This window comes from Paenibacillus cremeus (assembly GCF_007786445.1).
In the GTDB taxonomy this organism is placed as follows: Bacteria; Bacillota; Bacilli; order Paenibacillales; family NBRC-103111; genus Paenibacillus_G; species Paenibacillus_G cremeus.
Window position 1 is genome coordinate 18,613 of sequence record NZ_VNJI01000038.1, and the last position, 15,690, is coordinate 34,302.

The 15,690-nt window shown below is 51.1% G+C and carries 16 protein-coding genes; 12 read left to right on the forward strand and 4 right to left on the reverse strand.

Annotation, left to right across the window (positions count from 1 at the left end; all coding sequences use genetic code 11):
- Positions 1-70: 70 nt before the first annotated feature.
- The 9 genes from FPZ49_RS24150 (at position 71) to FPZ49_RS24190 (ending at position 8,480) form a co-directional block, all read left to right on the forward strand.
- Positions 71-1,345: a hypothetical protein gene (locus FPZ49_RS24150; RefSeq protein WP_144851900.1), complete on the forward strand. Its 1,275-nt coding sequence runs from the start codon at positions 71-73 to the stop codon at positions 1,343-1,345.
- A gap of 59 nt (positions 1,346-1,404) precedes the next feature.
- On the forward strand, positions 1,405-2,130 hold the full coding sequence (locus FPZ49_RS24155) for an ABC transporter ATP-binding protein (RefSeq protein ID WP_144851902.1): 726 nt from the start codon (positions 1,405-1,407) through the stop codon (positions 2,128-2,130).
- Positions 2,117-2,869, forward strand: coding sequence for an ABC transporter permease (locus tag FPZ49_RS24160; protein ID WP_144851904.1), 753 nt, complete (start codon positions 2,117-2,119; stop codon positions 2,867-2,869). Before FPZ49_RS24155 ends, FPZ49_RS24160 begins: the two co-directional genes overlap by 14 nt.
- A 12-nt stretch (positions 2,870-2,881) precedes the next feature.
- Entirely contained in the window at positions 2,882-4,315 is a 1,434-nt protein-coding gene (locus FPZ49_RS24165; protein WP_144851906.1) for a sensor histidine kinase, read from the forward strand.
- Between the two features lie 16 nt (positions 4,316-4,331).
- Positions 4,332-5,024, forward strand: coding sequence for a response regulator transcription factor (locus FPZ49_RS24170; protein WP_144851908.1), 693 nt, complete (start codon positions 4,332-4,334; stop codon positions 5,022-5,024).
- A gap of 19 nt (positions 5,025-5,043) precedes the next feature.
- Positions 5,044-5,751: a DNA alkylation repair protein gene (locus FPZ49_RS24175; protein WP_144851957.1), complete on the forward strand. Its 708-nt coding sequence runs from the start codon at positions 5,044-5,046 to the stop codon at positions 5,749-5,751.
- A 180-nt stretch (positions 5,752-5,931) separates the two neighbouring features.
- A complete protein-coding gene (locus FPZ49_RS24180; protein ID WP_261381575.1) occupies positions 5,932-8,088 on the forward strand; it encodes an alkaline phosphatase PhoX in 2,157 nt (718 codons plus the stop codon).
- A gap of 102 nt (positions 8,089-8,190) precedes the next feature.
- Entirely contained in the window at positions 8,191-8,394 is a 204-nt protein-coding gene (locus FPZ49_RS24185) for a hypothetical protein (RefSeq protein WP_144851910.1), read from the forward strand.
- On the forward strand, positions 8,373-8,480 hold the full coding sequence (locus FPZ49_RS24190) for a hypothetical protein (RefSeq protein ID WP_144851911.1): 108 nt from the start codon (positions 8,373-8,375) through the stop codon (positions 8,478-8,480). Before FPZ49_RS24185 ends, FPZ49_RS24190 begins: the two co-directional genes overlap by 22 nt.
- Before the next feature lie 119 nt (positions 8,481-8,599).
- On the opposite strand, the gene FPZ49_RS24195 is transcribed toward FPZ49_RS24190, so the two are convergent.
- Both FPZ49_RS24195 and FPZ49_RS24200 read right to left on the reverse strand, forming a co-directional pair.
- A complete protein-coding gene (locus tag FPZ49_RS24195; RefSeq protein WP_144851913.1) occupies positions 8,600-9,289 on the reverse strand; it encodes an MBL fold metallo-hydrolase in 690 nt (229 codons plus the stop codon).
- Between the two features lie 70 nt (positions 9,290-9,359).
- Positions 9,360-10,415: a LacI family DNA-binding transcriptional regulator gene (locus tag FPZ49_RS24200; protein WP_144851915.1), complete on the reverse strand. Its 1,056-nt coding sequence runs from the start codon at positions 10,413-10,415 to the stop codon at positions 9,360-9,362.
- Between the two features lie 216 nt (positions 10,416-10,631).
- Between FPZ49_RS24200 and FPZ49_RS24205 the strand changes: the two genes are divergently transcribed.
- Complete coding sequence (locus FPZ49_RS24205; protein WP_222429959.1) at positions 10,632-11,411, forward strand: helix-turn-helix transcriptional regulator; 780 nt, start codon at positions 10,632-10,634, stop codon at positions 11,409-11,411.
- A 121-nt stretch (positions 11,412-11,532) separates the two neighbouring features.
- On the opposite strand, the gene FPZ49_RS24210 is transcribed toward FPZ49_RS24205, so the two are convergent.
- Together FPZ49_RS24210 and FPZ49_RS24215 are read right to left on the reverse strand one after the other, a co-directional pair.
- The gene (locus tag FPZ49_RS24210) at positions 11,533-12,642 is read right to left on the reverse strand and encodes a LacI family DNA-binding transcriptional regulator (protein ID WP_186446048.1); all 1,110 of its coding nucleotides are present in this window, start codon (positions 12,640-12,642) and stop codon (positions 11,533-11,535) included.
- Positions 12,542-13,528 (reverse strand): nucleoside hydrolase, encoded by a 987-nt coding sequence (locus tag FPZ49_RS24215; protein ID WP_144851921.1) that lies wholly within the window; start codon positions 13,526-13,528, stop codon positions 12,542-12,544. Before FPZ49_RS24215 ends, FPZ49_RS24210 begins: the two co-directional genes overlap by 101 nt.
- Before the next feature lie 227 nt (positions 13,529-13,755).
- Here FPZ49_RS24215 and FPZ49_RS24220 point away from each other — a divergent pair, with 227 nt between their 5' ends.
- Both FPZ49_RS24220 and FPZ49_RS24225 read left to right on the forward strand, forming a co-directional pair.
- A complete protein-coding gene (locus tag FPZ49_RS24220) occupies positions 13,756-14,709 on the forward strand; it encodes an ABC transporter permease (RefSeq protein WP_261381577.1) in 954 nt (317 codons plus the stop codon).
- The gene (locus FPZ49_RS24225; protein ID WP_261381578.1) at positions 14,706-15,629 is read left to right on the forward strand and encodes a carbohydrate ABC transporter permease; all 924 of its coding nucleotides are present in this window, start codon (positions 14,706-14,708) and stop codon (positions 15,627-15,629) included. Before FPZ49_RS24220 ends, FPZ49_RS24225 begins: the two co-directional genes overlap by 4 nt.
- The last annotated feature ends 61 nt before the right edge of the window (positions 15,630-15,690 follow it).

A 15,690-nucleotide genomic window follows, 5' to 3' on the forward strand; every position in this document is an offset into this window, starting at 1 on the left:
GCTCGTTTTATAATAAAAAGTAAGGAGACGCGCCTCCAAACAGACCATCAAAGGAGAAGGAGAAACAGAAATGAAATGGAGTAAAAAAACCATCACTACCCTCTCATTCACGATCGGAGCTTGCCTGTTCGTATCAACGGCTTTTGCTGACACGCTTCTGGGATCGGGCTATGACCAATTGAAGAGCTCGGCGAAAACGACGGCGGCTCAGATGGAAACCGGATTAAATAATTACACCCTCGAAGCGCTGTTCTCGCTGAAGGACAACAACCAGGTGCTGCAGCAGGCGACCAGCATCCAGAAGATTGACACAATCAAGAAAGCCTCCGAAGAAACGTCAAGCGATCAAAATTCGAACGGGGTGACGACATCTCGGTATACTTATTCCGATCCTAAAATGTCGATCTACAAGAGTGGCAGAGACGACATTTACTATGTTTCGGAATATCCGAACGATGTTGGCCGAACGGGCATGGCGGCTTTCCAAAATCCGTTTGACAAGAGCGGAGCAGCGGAAGTGGAGAAGATTGTGGACGCAGTAGTCGGCAATCTGAAGGATTATGTGCAAGCAGAGGAAAAACCGGATGGCAGCAAATCTTACTCGGGAAGCTTGTCCGCGGCTCAGGTTCCGGCAGTCGTGAATGCCGTTTCCTCCTTTGGTATTAAGCAGATGATCAATGACCAGCTCCGGAGCGAGAGAAATACCAACCTGCCGGAGATTACCAGCGATATTTTCGTGAAAAAGGTGACAGGGACCGCAGTTGAAACCAAAGCGGGGATACTGGAAAATGTTACGGGAGACGTGACGTTGACAGGGAAAGATAAATCGGGAGCAGAGCACGATTTGACGCTGAAAGTCGTGCTGAAGCTGTCCGATATCGGAACGACGAAGGTTATGCAGCCGGATCTGTCGAATGCCAAGTCCGAGAAGGTAGTCAAGACGACTAACGGATTTAGCAGTAAAAATGTAGGTACCTATAAAAATGACATTATTGAAGAGAAGAATGGGAAAATCGTGAAAATCGGCGAGAGAACGCTTGTCATTACAAGTGTGGACAACGGTAAGATTACCGGCAGCTATGCCGAAACGGTGAAACCAGGCTTCGAAGCGGATTATCCGGATCGAGATCAATTCACCTTCGAATACACGGACAACAATTCGCAGTCGCTCTCTACGTTCACTTATACCAATGCCAAGGGTGAGAAGCTGAACGGGCGGCTCAATCAGGGCGGCTTAGGACGTATGTACCTCGATCTGAACCTTCAGATGATGGATAACAATTCTTATAGAAGCAATTCGAAGCCGAACTTCGATGGGGAATTCAACCGCGTATTTGCAGAGTAAGGGCCCAAGGGAGACCGCGAGAGCGGTTTCCCGATTCTAATTAAGGAAGGTTACCATCCATGACGAAAGCAATAGAGATCACCGGCCTGACCAAGGTATATAAAAACGGCCGTGGGATCGAGGATTTGAATCTGGAGGTCGATCAAGGCGACATCTTCGGCTTCCTAGGGCCGAACGGGGCTGGCAAGACCACGGCGATGAAGATGATGGCCGGGCTGCTAAGGCCGGATCGCGGCGATGTCAAGCTATTTGGCGCGAGTGTAACAGAGCAGTATGTCGATGCCATGAAGCATGTCGGCTGCCTTATTGAGACGGCGGAATCGTTTCCTTATTTAACGGCGAACGAGAACCTGAAGCTGTTTGCCAACTATTATCCAGAAGTGGACCAGCGGAGAATTGATCAGTGTCTGGAAATTACCGGATTGCTGAAATATAAGCATGAGAAGTCGAAGAAGTTTTCGCTTGGGATGAAGCAGCGGCTGGGAGTGGCAGCGTCGATTCTGTCGAACCCAAAGCTGCTCATTTGGGACGAGCCCTTAAACGGATTGGACGTCGAGGGGATGCTGGAGATGAGAAAGCTGATTAAACAGCTTGCCGAGCAGGAAGGCACGACATTTTTCATTTCGAGCCATTTGATTCATGATGTGGAATTGACCTGCACGAGAATTGGGGTCGTGTACGGAGGAAAGCTTGTCAATGTGGACTATACCCGAAACATTCTTTCCAATTACTCTTCGCTCGAAAATTATTTTGTCAGTGAGGTGGACAGGAATGGAAGGGTTTAAGGCTGCTTTTTGGATTGAAGCTGTCAAGCTTTTGAAGAAGAAAAAAATCATTTTTGCTGCCGTATTGTCCATCCTCGCCGTCGTGATCGGTCAAATCGCCGTGACGGTAATTAAGCATGGGCTTGGATTGCGGGTGGTCGGGAGCACTGAATTTCCGATCGTCGTGTTGTCAATTTTTAGCTATTCGATCTTGCCGTTGTTTGCTGTCTTTGTGGCAATTGATATGTTTAATGGCGAGTTTTCGTCCAATACGATGAAAATTACGCTGCTGAGACCAGTCTCCAGGCTGGGAGTCTTCAGCGCGAAGGTAGCGAATATCGCTTTATTTATTTTTGCTAATTTACTATTCGTCATGCTGCTGTCCTTGCTGGTCGGATTGATCTTCAATCCCGCGTCTGCAAGCTGGCTTGGTGTGCTGCACGTCATTTTGTCGTATGTTTCAACGTTTCTTCCCGTGTTCGTGTTTACGCTGCTCGTGGTGCTGTTGTCCAACGGGATTCAGAGCGGCTTGGCTGTATTTTTTCTATCCGTTATCCTTTTCGCTGGCTTTACTTTCCTGGGCATTTTCTTCTCTTCGTACTCTAGCTTTTTTATCACGTCGATGTTTGACTGGTATACGCTTTGGATTGCCGAATCGGTCAATGTGCTCAAAATCGTAAGGCAAATCATGATCATGCTCGGCTGTGGTATAATGTTCTTTACGGCTGGATATTATCTGTTTGACAGAAAGGACATTTAGAAGGGAGCTGCCATGCATTTAACGAAACGCTTTTTCCTGATGAATGCACTGGCTGTACTGCTTTCCATAGCACTCACGGCTCTGGCTGTAATGATTTTTGTAGCGGCTTATACAAAGCTGTTTGGCCGTGAAGCGTATTTCCGTGACATGAAAAATGCATTCGAGGTCCGAGCTGCCATCAGTGAAATCAAGCAGGAGGCGCTGGCCGACGGATTTGAACGTTTGATGAATAAGAACGCGCAGCAGGAGCTGCAAGACCGCTTAAAGCCATGGGGTGCGACTGCGATCCTTCTCAAAAACAGGGACGTGCTTTACTCCACTAACCAATGGAACCCGATCGATATTGAAAAAGGCCTTCTGCTGTCCGGCGGTACGACGAATCAAGATACGCTCGAGCTGGATGGCAAAACCTACATTTACGCCCGGGCGGAGTACAAGCTTCCTTCCGGGGATCAGGGAGTGCTGCTGCTGTTTGCGCCTGTGAAGCTGCAGACCAGCTTCTATTTGGTGCTTGGCTTATTTACGTTCGGCTTTTTTATCCTTGTGTTCCTTCTCATGAACTTTTGGGTTTCATACCGCATCTCGCAGGGCATTATTTCGCCGGTGTCCAGACTAAAGGACGCTGCGGTACGAATCAGTGAAGGCGATTTAAGCTGGGAAATCGCGGAGGAAGGCGAGGGCGGGGTCCGGGAGCTCAGCCGAACGCTGGAGCTGATGCGGATCAAGCTGAAGGAATCGATTTATTTGCAGCAAAAATATGATGATAACCGCAAGTTTTTAGTATCGAGCATTTCGCATGATTTGAAAACACCTGTGACTTCGATTATCGGCTACATTCAAGGCATCATCGATGGCATCGCCAGTACACCGGAGAAAATGGAAGCCTACTTGGAAACAGCCCGCACTAAGGCGGTTCTGGTGAATGCAATGATCGATGATCTGCTCTTATATTCGAAGCTGGATTTGAACCAGCTCCCCTATCACTTTGAAAAAATCGATCTGGCCCGCTATGTGGAAGATGGTGTGGCGGATTACCAATATGAATATAAACAAGCTCGTCTAGCCTTAGAGTTTAGGAATGAATTGAAGGGGCCCGTATCCGTCCTAATCGACCGCGAGAGGCTGTGGAGAGTGCTCCAAAACATCCTAGTCAATGCGAAGAGCTATATGGACAAGGCGGACGGAAGGGTGTCCGTCATTGTTAGAGAGACGCCGACTTCGGCGATCATCGAGATTAGGGACAATGGAGCCGGCATTCCGGAGGTCCACCTGCCCCACATTTTCGAGCGCTTTTATCGAGGGGATCCTTCTAGAAGCAATGCCGGAGGGAGCGGCTTGGGACTTGCCATTGCGAAGCAAATTGTGGAGGGGCACGACGGGAAAATATGGGCTACAAGCGTGGTTCAAGAAGGAACCCGGTTCATGATCTCTCTGAAGAAGTTATAGAAGGTTGGAGGCCGGTATGAAAAAGATATTGATTGTTGAGGATGACCCCAGTATTGCCCATCTCCAAAAGGATTACCTCGAGCTGAGTCAGTATTCGGTGAAGATCGTAAACAGCGGCTCCGAGGCGCTCAAGGTGCTGAGGAATGACGAGATGGATCTGGTGCTGCTGGACATTATGCTGCCGGATATCGACGGGTTTGAAGTGCTCCGAACGATCCGCGAGCGGGCTGACATCCCTGTGCTGCTGGTCTCTGCCAGGGCGGAGGAGATATATAAGATCAACGGACTTGGGCTCGGTGCGGACGATTACATCACCAAGCCGTTCAGCTCCGGAGAGCTGGTAGCCCGGGTCAGTGCGCATTTGAAAAAGTTCGAGCGGATGAAGGAGCGCTTCGGCCAGAATGAGGGAAGCCGGCTAATCGTCCGAGGGCTCGAGCTTCAGAAGGACTCCCGTCGTGTGTTCGTTAATGGGAACGAGGTCATGCTCGCTCAGAAGGAATTCGACCTGCTGTTATTTTTGCTCCAAAATGCTAACCGGGTATTTGGGAAGGAAGAGCTGTTCGAACGGATCTGGGGGATGGATGCGATCAGTGATGCTTCTACGGTCACGGTGCATATCGCAAGAATCCGGGAGAAGATTGAGGAAAATCCCTCCAAGCCTCAGTATATTGGAACGGTATGGGGATCAGGCTACCGATTTATGGTGTAAAGGGGGTAGAACCATGACGATGAATTTAGAAACGGTGATGCAGGAGCTTGAATCACTAGGCAAGGAGCGTACCAAGAAAATTTACATATCCAATGGTGCGCATGAACCGCTTTTTGGTGTCGCTACCGGAGAGATGAAGCCGATGGCCAAGCTAATCAAAATCAATCAGCCCTTAGCTGAACAGCTTTACAGCACAGGGAACTATGATGCTATGTACTTCGCCGGGATCATTGCCGACCCTAAAGCGATGACGGAAGCGGATTTTGAGCGTTGGATCGCCGGGGCTTATTTTTATATGCTGTCCGATTATGTGGTTGCAGTCACCTTGGCCGAAGCCGATATCGCACAGCAAGTTGCCGACAAATGGATCGCAAGCGGCGAGGAGCTGCGAATGTCAGCGGGATGGAGCTGTTACTGCTGGCTGCTCGGCAATCGCCCGGACCGTGAGTTTTCCGAGAGCAAACTAAGTACGATGCTGGACCATGTAGAAAAGACGATTCACGATGCCCCCGAACGAGCTAAATACGCCATGAACAACTTTATTTATACGGTTGCGGTATCCTATTCACCGCTGCATGATCAGGCCGTCGAGACCGCAAAGGCCGTCGGGCCAGTAGAAGTCAAACGAGACAAGAAAAAAAGCAGCTTCCTGAACGCTTCCGACCATATTCAAAAGGCCGTAGATAAAGGGCAGCTTGGCTTCAAGCGTAAACATGTCAGATGTTAATTCAATCCCGCCAGAGTGGTGTAGAACCATTCGGCGGGATTTTTTTTTCGCTAAATACGGCTTTACAAAAGATTCATTTTGAATTGATTAAAATTTACCCTTCTTTTTACATTCGGTTTACATCCATGTCCTATTCTTTATGAAGAGAGATTATTCATACATAGGAAAGGTAGTGCACACGTGAAAAAAAATAAATTTATCCGCAAAGCGCTCGTTCCCGTTCTCGGCCTTACACTTCTGGCTCCCACCGTATTCCCAACCATGGCATCAGCGGCAGAAAGCGTTCAAGTCAAATCCGTCGAGTTCATCGGCATGCCGGCTCCATCTACTCCTGATGAAATGGCTAAGCTTTATACAACCGCTTCGCTCCAAGTTACGTATACAGACGGATCGGTCCGCTCCTTCCCGCTGCAATACAAAATGCTGTTCAAATCGACTGACAAAGTCGGCAGCATGATTGCCGGAGTATCCGTCGACGTGAAGGGCAACCCGATTGTCGATACGAGCGTGTCGGGCGCACCCGTGCCATTCGTTTCGGATGACCCGGATGCTAACTCCCTGATGAAAATCGAAGGCCAAGCACCGACCTCCAAGGGTGGCAATCCGCTGTCACTGGTTACGCATTATGAGTATGTTACCCTCAACAACGCGGGCAAATCGGCCTACGGTGTTGTACCGGCTTCGATGAGCCTGACGACGATCGACCAGAACAAGACCACCGGCGAGCTGGTCGCCACGGATTTGAAGAAAATCGATTTTTCCGGTGTAGACGGCCTGTGGATTCCCTGTAACGGCTCCCTGACGCCTTGGAACACACACCTTGGCTCCGAGGAATATGAGGCGGACGCACGCGCATTCGAAGCCGACCCGACTAAGTCGAGCGTTTACGTCAGTCCGTTCGCGAAAGCCTATTTCCAAGACGACAAAATGGCCGGCAACCCGTACGCATACGGCTATCTGCCGGAAGTAACAGTGAAAGCCGACGGCACAACCTCCGTTGTAAAGCACTACTCGATGGGCCGCTTCTCGCACGAGCTTGGCAAAGTGGCTCCAGACCAAAAAACAGTGTTTTACGGCGATGACGGCGGCAACACCATGCTCTTCATGTACGTAGCTGATAAATCTCAGGACCTCTCGTCGGGAACACTGTATGCGGCGAAGTTCAATCAAACAAGTGACACGAACGGCGGTGCCGGCTCCTTGCAGTGGATTAGCCTCGGACATGCAACGGATGCTGAGATCCAAGACTATGTCAACAAAGGTCTTAAATTCAGCGACATGTTCGAAACAGCGGATAAAGATACCGAAGGCTTCACCAAAATCAAGACGTACCCAAGCGGTAAAATCGAATGGCTGAAAGTAAAGCCAGGTATGGAAAAAGCGGCATCCTTCCTCGAATCCCGCCGTTATGCGGCTATGCTTGGCGCAACATCCGAGTGGAACAAGATGGAAGGCGTTACGGCCAACGCGAAGGACAAGAAGATTTATATCGCGATGTCGTATGTCGAGAAATCCATGGAAGCTGATACGAAGAATGCCGATCCGATCGACGAAATTCACGTGAATAAAGTTAGAGCCGGTGCCGTGTATCAGCTTGATCTCGCTGGGGGCGTGAAGGATTCCGCGGGCAATACGATCAACAGTGATTACGCAGCTTCGACCATGTCCGGCTTGGTCGTAGGTAAAGACCTTGCAAAAGCCGATTGGAAAGGCAATACGGCCGACGACAATGCGATCGGCAACCCGGATAACATCTCCTACTCCGAAGAGCTCCGCACGCTGTTCATCGGCGAAGACAGCGGTATGCATGCTAACAACTACGTCTGGGCCTACAATATTGACACGAAAAAGCTGTCTCGTATCTTGACAACCCCTGCAGGTGCGGAAGCGACCGGTCTTCAGTTCGTTGATAACTATAACGGTTTCCGCTATGTCATGAGCAATATCCAGCATCCGGGTGATGAAATGATTCTTTCGGACGCGCTGAAGGCGCAGGTTTCCCCGCTGATTGACAAGTACTGGGATGGAAAGCGTTCCGGTGCGGTAGGCTACCTGAGCGGACTTCCGACCATGGACCAAATGCTCGCATGGAAGGATACGGACCAGTCGATGTCCCCACTGCGCAGCACGGCAGAAGTAAAGGGTGCGAAGGTCGCTTGGAATGACGCCGACCGCAGCATCACGATTACCAAAGGATCGAATACCTTGGTCGTGAAGCTCGGCGATTCCATGGCAAAGGTCAACGGGCAGGACGTGAAGCTGGCATCCCCGGCGAAGGTTGACAACGAATCAGCTGTGTTTCCAACGGCAACGCTGATGAATTTCTTGAACAAGTAATAGCGATTCACAAGGCATCTTGGGGAAAGACCGAGAAGAGCGGTGCTCCGTCTCTTCCGGTCTTTCTTTTTCTTACCTAAAATTAATGGAGGTATTTCTAGCATGAAACATGAAGGGGCGAGCGCATCCTCAGAAGCGGATGAAGGCGCACTTGCCATTACCGTCAACGGCAGGCTTGTCGACGGGCAAGCTTACCGCAGCAACGATTTGTCCGAGCTGTACGTTCCCCTCCGAAGCGTGGCTGAGGAGCTCGAGCGTTCACTGCCGACAACGTGGGCGATTGGATGCTCCACTGCCACATTCTAGATCATACGATGAACGGCGGCGAGCTGGCTTCGATGGCCCACGGTGAGATGGGCGGTCTAATGACGCTTGTGAAGGTGACTGAATAAAATCAATAAATTTTGCTTCCAGTGAAAAGAACGAACAAAAAAAGCACCATCAACCGATGGTGCTTTTTGGCGATTTTGTGCGTGCTCGTGGTCCGCCATTCATCTTTTCAGCGCACAGCCTACTGATTCTTGATTTGCGGAGCTTCGACAATAGCCTGGAGGCGCTCTTGCAGGTTCTCTGTACAGACACCGCCATGGAAAGCGATAACCGTGTTAAGTTCCAACGCTCGGAATTTGGCAATCGATTGCAGCGCGGTGGCTGGATCTGGGGTATGTACCGGATTAAACGACTGCAGCACGCCATTGTCTGCGGTGAGAGCATCCCCGGTTACCAGTGTTTTGCTCGGGATATGATACAGCGAAATATGATCCGGCGAGTGCCCCGGCGTAAACACAACTTGAATGCCCCCCGCATACGGGAGAACATCGCCATCATGCAGCACGACATCCACCTTCACGGGAGGAGCGAGCTTCTTGCTCTTGACGAGCGGCTCTTCTCCGGCCAAGTACGGCACGGCGACCTCATGAGCGAGCACCTGCACCTGATCTCCAAAAGCCTGAACCAGCTCCGGTAGGCTGCCGATATGATCCATATCCTGATGGGTAATGATGATTTTGGTCAGCTTCTCAAAAGGAACCTGTGCCTCTTGAAACGCGTCGCGAATGGTCTCCAATTGGCCGGGAATGCCGGTGTCGACGAGAATTACATCTTGATCATCCCACAGTACGGTCGGATGAATAACAAAGGGATTGCCTCGTACTTCTAAATTCAGTTGAAGAGCTTTGATGCCTGTGCTGGATGGAGCCACTGCGAACACCGCCTTATTGAGAAATAGGGTACGTCTTCATTATTCAACAGCAGCGGCAGGAAATGCAAATTTAGGAAGGCTTGGGGGCTGCTTCGCTGTACCGGGCCGTGCTGTCCCGAATGACGAGCTCCGGCTTTTTTGGCATCTCCGGGGTGACCGGCTTGCCCTCGATCCGCTGCAGCAGCAGGTCAACCAGCTTGGCGCTGGACCATGCCAGATCGTAGCTGACATTCGTCAGGTTCGGCCGCAAGCTGCGGAAAAACTCCGACGGGCCAAAGCCGATGACGGACAGATCCTGCGGCACGCGGATGCCGTGATCGAAGAAGTAATTCAGGGCAGCGACCGTCGTGATTTCGTTGGAAATCATCAGTGCCGTCGGCCGATCCGTCTGGAACAGCTTGTGAATGCCGTTGTAGCTTTCGTCCATTTGGCCGGGAATTTTGACGATCATCTCTTCCTGAAACGGGACGCCATACTGCTTCAACGCTTTCTGGAAGCCGCGGATGCGGTCCGCGTTGAACGGCAGATAGCCTCCCTTGACACTACCGACCACAAACCGAATGTGCTTATGGTTCAAATCCAGCAAATATTTGCCCGCAATATACCCGCCTTCCACATCGTCAGAGGAAACGTAGTAGCGGTCCTGTGGGTTGTCCGAGTACTTCATGTTGTAGACGTAAGGAATGTCTGCTTCTTCCAGCATGGCGGTGAGGGTATCGTTCTGCGAAGGACTAAAGATAATGAAGCCGTCCGCCACCTGATTTTTGATCACCTCGAAATACGACTCCGAGTCTGCAGTGGCCGCTGTAATCAGCAAAATATTATAGCCTTCCTTGTGTGCCTTCTCCGTCAAAGCTTTGAATTGAGCTTGAAATCCGGCGTTAAACATGATGTTGCTTATATGGGATTGCCCGATGACGAGGCCTAGGATGTAGCTTTTGCCGGATTTGAAGATCCGGGCGGTCTTGCTTGGAATATATCCGAGGCGCTCGATGGCATCGAGTACTTTTTGCCTGGTGCGCGGTTTCACGAGTGTAGATTCGTTCAAGACCCGGGATACGGTGGAGGTGGTTACCTTCGCTTCTTGGGCGACGTCGCGGATTGTGGGCTTTTTGATCTGCCTCACCCCTTAAAACAATATAAGAAACTTAAAATGTAAACGATATCATTATACCAGATATTTTCAATTTTAAACACCTTCTTTTAGCGTTACAAACGGCAATAAATCGAGTTGACAATCCACAAAAGTAGTAATAATATGGTTATGGAAGGGCTTACAAGGACGTGTATAGAAAAATGGCAACGATACCATTTTTGAATCATAGAGAGGGGTATGATGAACATGCAACCTGCTCCAATGATTGAACCAGTGAAGAAGTACTTTGGTTACAAACCCGTCGTTACACAGCAAAAGTCCATTGAATCCAATCTGTCGCTTGAATATGCTCATGTCATCGAGCTGGAGGAGAAGCTGTGCCATACGGTGATGAAATGCACACCCAGAAGGCTGCAGGAAACGATGGACTTCATTGACGCCACGCTCGACTTCGTCCCATCGGCCGATACGGTAACTGCAAGACGCGTGTATTTGCACCTGATTCATGCGCTTCTTCGAACGGTTTACAAGTCGGGAGTATCGCTAGGCGATGTGCTTAGCCATCATGCAGACTATCATGCCAGCATCGAGCAGGCGGAGACCAAGCAAGAGATTCATGCTTTTGTTGGAGACCTGTGCGCAACGATCGGCCGGTATATGATGGGGCTGCGCATGGACAAAAATCATCGCATCGTCTGGGAGGTCAAAGCCTACATCGAGGCGCATTTCAACGTCGATTTCGGCTTGGAGCAGCTATCGGAGCGGATGAACTGCTCGGCCACGTACATTAACCGGCTGCTAAAGCAGCATACGGGCAGCACGTTCTACAACCTGCTCACTGAAAAGCGCATCGCCTGCTCTAAGCAGCTGCTCACCTTAAACGACTGGACCATTAATCAGATCAGCAGCGAGGTGGGCTACAACAATGTGCACAGCTTCATCCGTGCTTTTAAGCGCAGCGAGGGCCTTACGCCGGGACAATTCCGTGATCTTATGGTCGGTCCAGACGCGCTGTATGCCGAATAAACCCCAGCCCCAAAACCAAAAACTCCGTATGCAGCAGCCGGTAGTTAAGCTTCCCCGGCCCATGCCATACGGAGTTTTCAGTCAGTCCTTATCTCCTCTATTTGTGCTGCTGCGCCCGGCATCAGTGCTGAACATTCCGCGCCGTACTGTCTCTAATAATCAATTCGGGTTTTTTCGGCCGTTCCGGTGTAATCGGTTGGCCCTCGATCCGCTGCAGAAGCAGATCGACCTGCTTGTTGCTGGACCAGGCGATGTCATAGCTGACATTCGTTAGATTAGGTCGCAAATGGCGGAAAAATTCCGATGGCCCAAAGCCGATCACCGAAACGTCCTGGGGCACCCGAATGCCATGATCGTGAAAATAATTTAGGGCCGCCACCGTCGTAGTTTCGTTGGAAATCAGCAGAGCGGTCGGCCGCCTCGTTTGAAACATGTGATGAAACATGGTATAGCTTTCTTCCATCTGTCCCGGCACAGAAACAATCATTTCCTCGCGAAAAGCGATGCCGTATTCGGCCAAGGCCCGTTTAAAGCCGACAATTCGATCCACATTGAACGGCATGAAGTTCCCTTTTACAATCCCCACAATAAAACGAATTTCGGTGTGATTCAAATCCAGCAAATACTTGGCTGCAATGTAGCCCCCCTCAACATCATCGGAGGACACGTAGTAACAGTCTTCCGGCCGGTTCGAATATTTCATGTTATACACGTAAGGAATGCCCGCCTCCTCCAATAAGGGAGTCAAGGCTTCGTTCACCGATGGACTCAAGATAATGAAGCCGTCCGCTACCTGGTCCTTAATCACTTCAAAGTAGGAACGGCCCTCGGCATCGGCGGAAGTAATGATGAGAATGTTGTAGCCCTCGCTATGCGCCTTCTCCGTCAACGCCTTGAAGCGGGACTGGAAGCCCGCGTTAAAAGCGAGCTCACTAATATGCTGCGTGCTGATGACGAGCCCCAGAATATGGCTTCGCCCGGACTTGAAGACGCGCGCCGTTTTATTCGGGATATACCCAAGGCTTTGGACGGCATCCAGCACCCGCTGCCTGGTTCTCGGCTTGACGAGGCTGGAGTCGTTCATTACGCGGGAGACCGTCGAAGTCGTTACATTGGCGCGCTGGGCTACATCATGAATGTTCGGCTTTTTGATCGTGCTTCGCCTCCTCGGGCGATAGCGACGCGTGCTGAAGCTTGGCGAACAGGTCGATGTACACCTCGCTTCGATCAATGTCGATCGCTTCTTTATAGAAATGGCGCGAGTCGTCGAACGAATACGTGAACCCTGGATTGAGAATCGGGGCTCTGCGCACCGAAGAAGGCACCCAATTTTCGCTGATCAGCCAAGCAATGGCGGACACATCCCACAGCACCTTGGACCAGCCCGGACGGTTCTGGCCGAATCGCGCGAACCGACCGCGAATCATGTCGCTGAAGTAAGTGCCGAGCCGATTGCGCCCGCGCAGGCACGCATCAATCTCATACGGCGTGGTCAACAGATGGGACGCTACCCCATGACACGGCAGTATAACGAGCGGAACACCGCAGTCGAAAATGAGCGAGGAGGCATGGTAGTCCTGCGAGACGTTGAATATTTTTTGCGTAGGCCAGGTGTAGCTGTTCGGTCCGAGCCATACCACGACCAGGTTGCGGATGATCTCCGGGCATTTGGCGATCGCCGAGGCGACATTCGTGATCGCGCCGATGGCCACCACGTACACCGGCTCAGGCGAAGTCAGCGCCAGTTCAATGATTTTATCCGCGGCCTCGCTCGGCACAGGCTCACCGGGGCTGCTCATGTACTGCGTGGAGCCACGGTAGACCGGCGGTGTATGCTCAGGATCCAGCTCCATCAAACCAAAGATGTTCATAATTTCATTGTAGCTCTTCTCCATGCCATCGGCCGGACTGACCGAGTTCCAATTGTAGAAGGGCGCCGCCGTCACGGCCAGAAGCTCCAGCTTCTCCGGGGACAGCAAGGAGTAGGCTAACGCAAATTGATCATCCACTTCGTTGAAGGTGTCGGTATCGAGCACCATGCGGACCCGGCCTTTCGGATGTGCGAGTCGCTGCAGCATGGTGGCGTCGTCCAGCTTGGGCCATTTTGAATCGGTCATGATCGTTTCATCCTCCTGGAATACCCATGAATTGTAAATCCAAATACAAACTGATTATAGGCGAGCCGCCGGAGGCGCCGAAATAGTCAATTATCGAACCGAAGCCGGATGCGGGAATTGCACATTTGTTTCAGAATTGCACAAGGAGGCAAGCAAACTGTGTATATACGTCAGCGCTGAACGGGAGCTAAGATTAAGCTATCAAACGTGAATCGTGAGGTGCTGGTATGAGAGAAAAACTGGCGTCGCTGCCCGGAAGCTCCGCTAATCCGACAGTAGCCTTGGCCTTTGCCAAGCTGCTGAAAACGGTCATCCGCTATAAGTATTTCTATTTGATGCTCGTTCCCGGTCTACTGTATATAGCGATTTTCCATTATGCCCCGATGTTCGGACTGGTGATCGCCTTCCAAGACTATAAGGTGTTCAAAGGCGTGACGGGGAGCGCGTTTGTCGGCTTCGATAATTTCGTGTACTTGTTTAAGGCCCCTCAATTCCTGACCGCGATGAAAAATACGTTTATTATCGCAGCGTACAAAATCATCTTCGGCTTTCCGGTTCCCATCCTGCTGGCGCTTCTGATCAACGAGGTTCGCTTCCTGATCTTTAAGCGGAGCGTGCAGACGATTCTGTACTTGCCTCACTTTTTGTCCTGGATCGTCATGTCCGGTTTGCTGTTCAACTTCCTCACCGAGCAAGGCCCGATCAACAAGCTGATCAAGCTGACAGGGCAGAAGGCGATCTTCTTTTTCAGTGATGAAATCTACTTCCGAACCATTCTGGTGCTCTCCGATATCTGGAAGGAAATGGGCTGGAACGCCATCATCTATCTGGCTGCTTTAACGGTCGTATCCCATGAAATGTACGAGGCGGCCAAAATCGACGGCGCAACTCGGCTGCAATGCATGCTGAGAATTTCACTGCCAAGCATTATGCCGGTCATCATGATCATGCTGCTGCTGCGGATGGGGAGCATTCTCAACGTCGGCTTCGAGCAGGTGTTCAACTTATACAACCCGATGCTGTACGGCGTGGGCGATATCATTGATACGTATGTGTACCGAATCGGCGTGCTCGAGAACAAATTCCACCTTTCGGCCGCAGCCGGCATGTTCAAATCCGTCATCGCCTGCATCATGGTCATCACCACCTATTACTTCCTGGAAAAAGTGGAGGAAAAATGATGAAGCCAACCTCTTCGCAGCCTGCAGCGCAGCGCAAAAAGTCCGTGCTCGACGCGGACCGATGGTTTGGAGCCGTCAACATTACGCTGTTAACGGTCGTTACCATAGTCACGCTGCTGCCTGTCATCGCCGTCCTGCTCAGCTCCATCACGCCGATGGATGATGTCATTAAGCAGCCGAGCGCTTTTATCGTCATCCCGACTAGCCTCACCTTCGAATACTACGAGTGGCTGTTTCGAAGCGGCTCGCGGATCATCGACGCCTACACGATTACAATCGTCCGAACGATTGTAGGTACGGCGCTTAGTCTCACCCTCACCGTGCTGACGGCCTATCCGCTGTCCAAAAAGTTTCTACCAGGGCGAGGCGGCGTAATGTCGATCTTTTTCTTCACGATGCTGTTTTCCGGCGGGATGATTCCTACCTTCCTGGTAGTCAATGGCCTGCATCTCACCAACACTTTCTGGGCGCTCATTATTCCCAGCGCGCTTAGCGTATACAACTTGATCATTATGCGCACCTTTTTCCAGACGATCCCGGTTGAACTGGAAGAATCTGCGGTGATCGACGGCGCTTCCGAAATGACCACGCTGCTCAAAATTATGCTGCCGGTCTCGCTGCCGTCCCTGGCTACCATCAGCTTGTTTTATGCGGTGTTTCACTGGAATGCGTTTTTCGACGCGGTGCTCTACATCACCGACCGGAAGCTGTGGCCGCTGCAGCTCATTCTCAGGGACATTTTGGTCAAAAACGATATCGGCGATCTCGCCCTCGGCGGTTCGCTTACGGATATCCGGCCGCCCAGCTCGGTGCTTATCAATACGACCATTGTGGTCGCTGTTCTGCCGATTATGTGCGTCTATCCGTTTTTGCAGCGGTACTTTGTGCAGGGCATGATGGTCGGCTCCATCAAGGGCTAATCCGCTTTCGCCACCCACCGGCAAACCCCGCCCCATGGCAGGTTTGTAATAGATGATCAAA

Coding starts and splice junctions, on each gene's coding strand:
- FPZ49_RS24150 (WP_144851900.1), top strand. CDS start 71: ATGAAATGGAGTAAAAAAACCATCACTACCCTCTCATTCACGATCGGA.
- FPZ49_RS24155 (WP_144851902.1), top strand. CDS start 1,405: ATGACGAAAGCAATAGAGATCACCGGCCTGACCAAGGTATATAAAAAC.
- FPZ49_RS24160 (WP_144851904.1), top strand. CDS start 2,117: ATGGAAGGGTTTAAGGCTGCTTTTTGGATTGAAGCTGTCAAGCTTTTG.
- FPZ49_RS24165 (WP_144851906.1), top strand. CDS start 2,882: ATGCATTTAACGAAACGCTTTTTCCTGATGAATGCACTGGCTGTACTG.
- FPZ49_RS24170 (WP_144851908.1), top strand. CDS start 4,332: ATGAAAAAGATATTGATTGTTGAGGATGACCCCAGTATTGCCCATCTC.
- FPZ49_RS24175 (WP_144851957.1), top strand. CDS start 5,044: ATGAATTTAGAAACGGTGATGCAGGAGCTTGAATCACTAGGCAAGGAG.
- FPZ49_RS24185 (WP_144851910.1), top strand. CDS start 8,191: ATGAAACATGAAGGGGCGAGCGCATCCTCAGAAGCGGATGAAGGCGCA.
- FPZ49_RS24190 (WP_144851911.1), top strand. CDS start 8,373: ATGCTCCACTGCCACATTCTAGATCATACGATGAACGGCGGCGAGCTG.
- FPZ49_RS24205 (WP_222429959.1), top strand. CDS start 10,632: ATGCAACCTGCTCCAATGATTGAACCAGTGAAGAAGTACTTTGGTTAC.
- FPZ49_RS24215 (WP_144851921.1), bottom strand. CDS start 13,528: ATGACCGATTCAAAATGGCCCAAGCTGGACGACGCCACCATGCTGCAG.
- FPZ49_RS24220 (WP_261381577.1), top strand. CDS start 13,756: ATGAGAGAAAAACTGGCGTCGCTGCCCGGAAGCTCCGCTAATCCGACA.
- FPZ49_RS24225 (WP_261381578.1), top strand. CDS start 14,706: ATGATGAAGCCAACCTCTTCGCAGCCTGCAGCGCAGCGCAAAAAGTCC.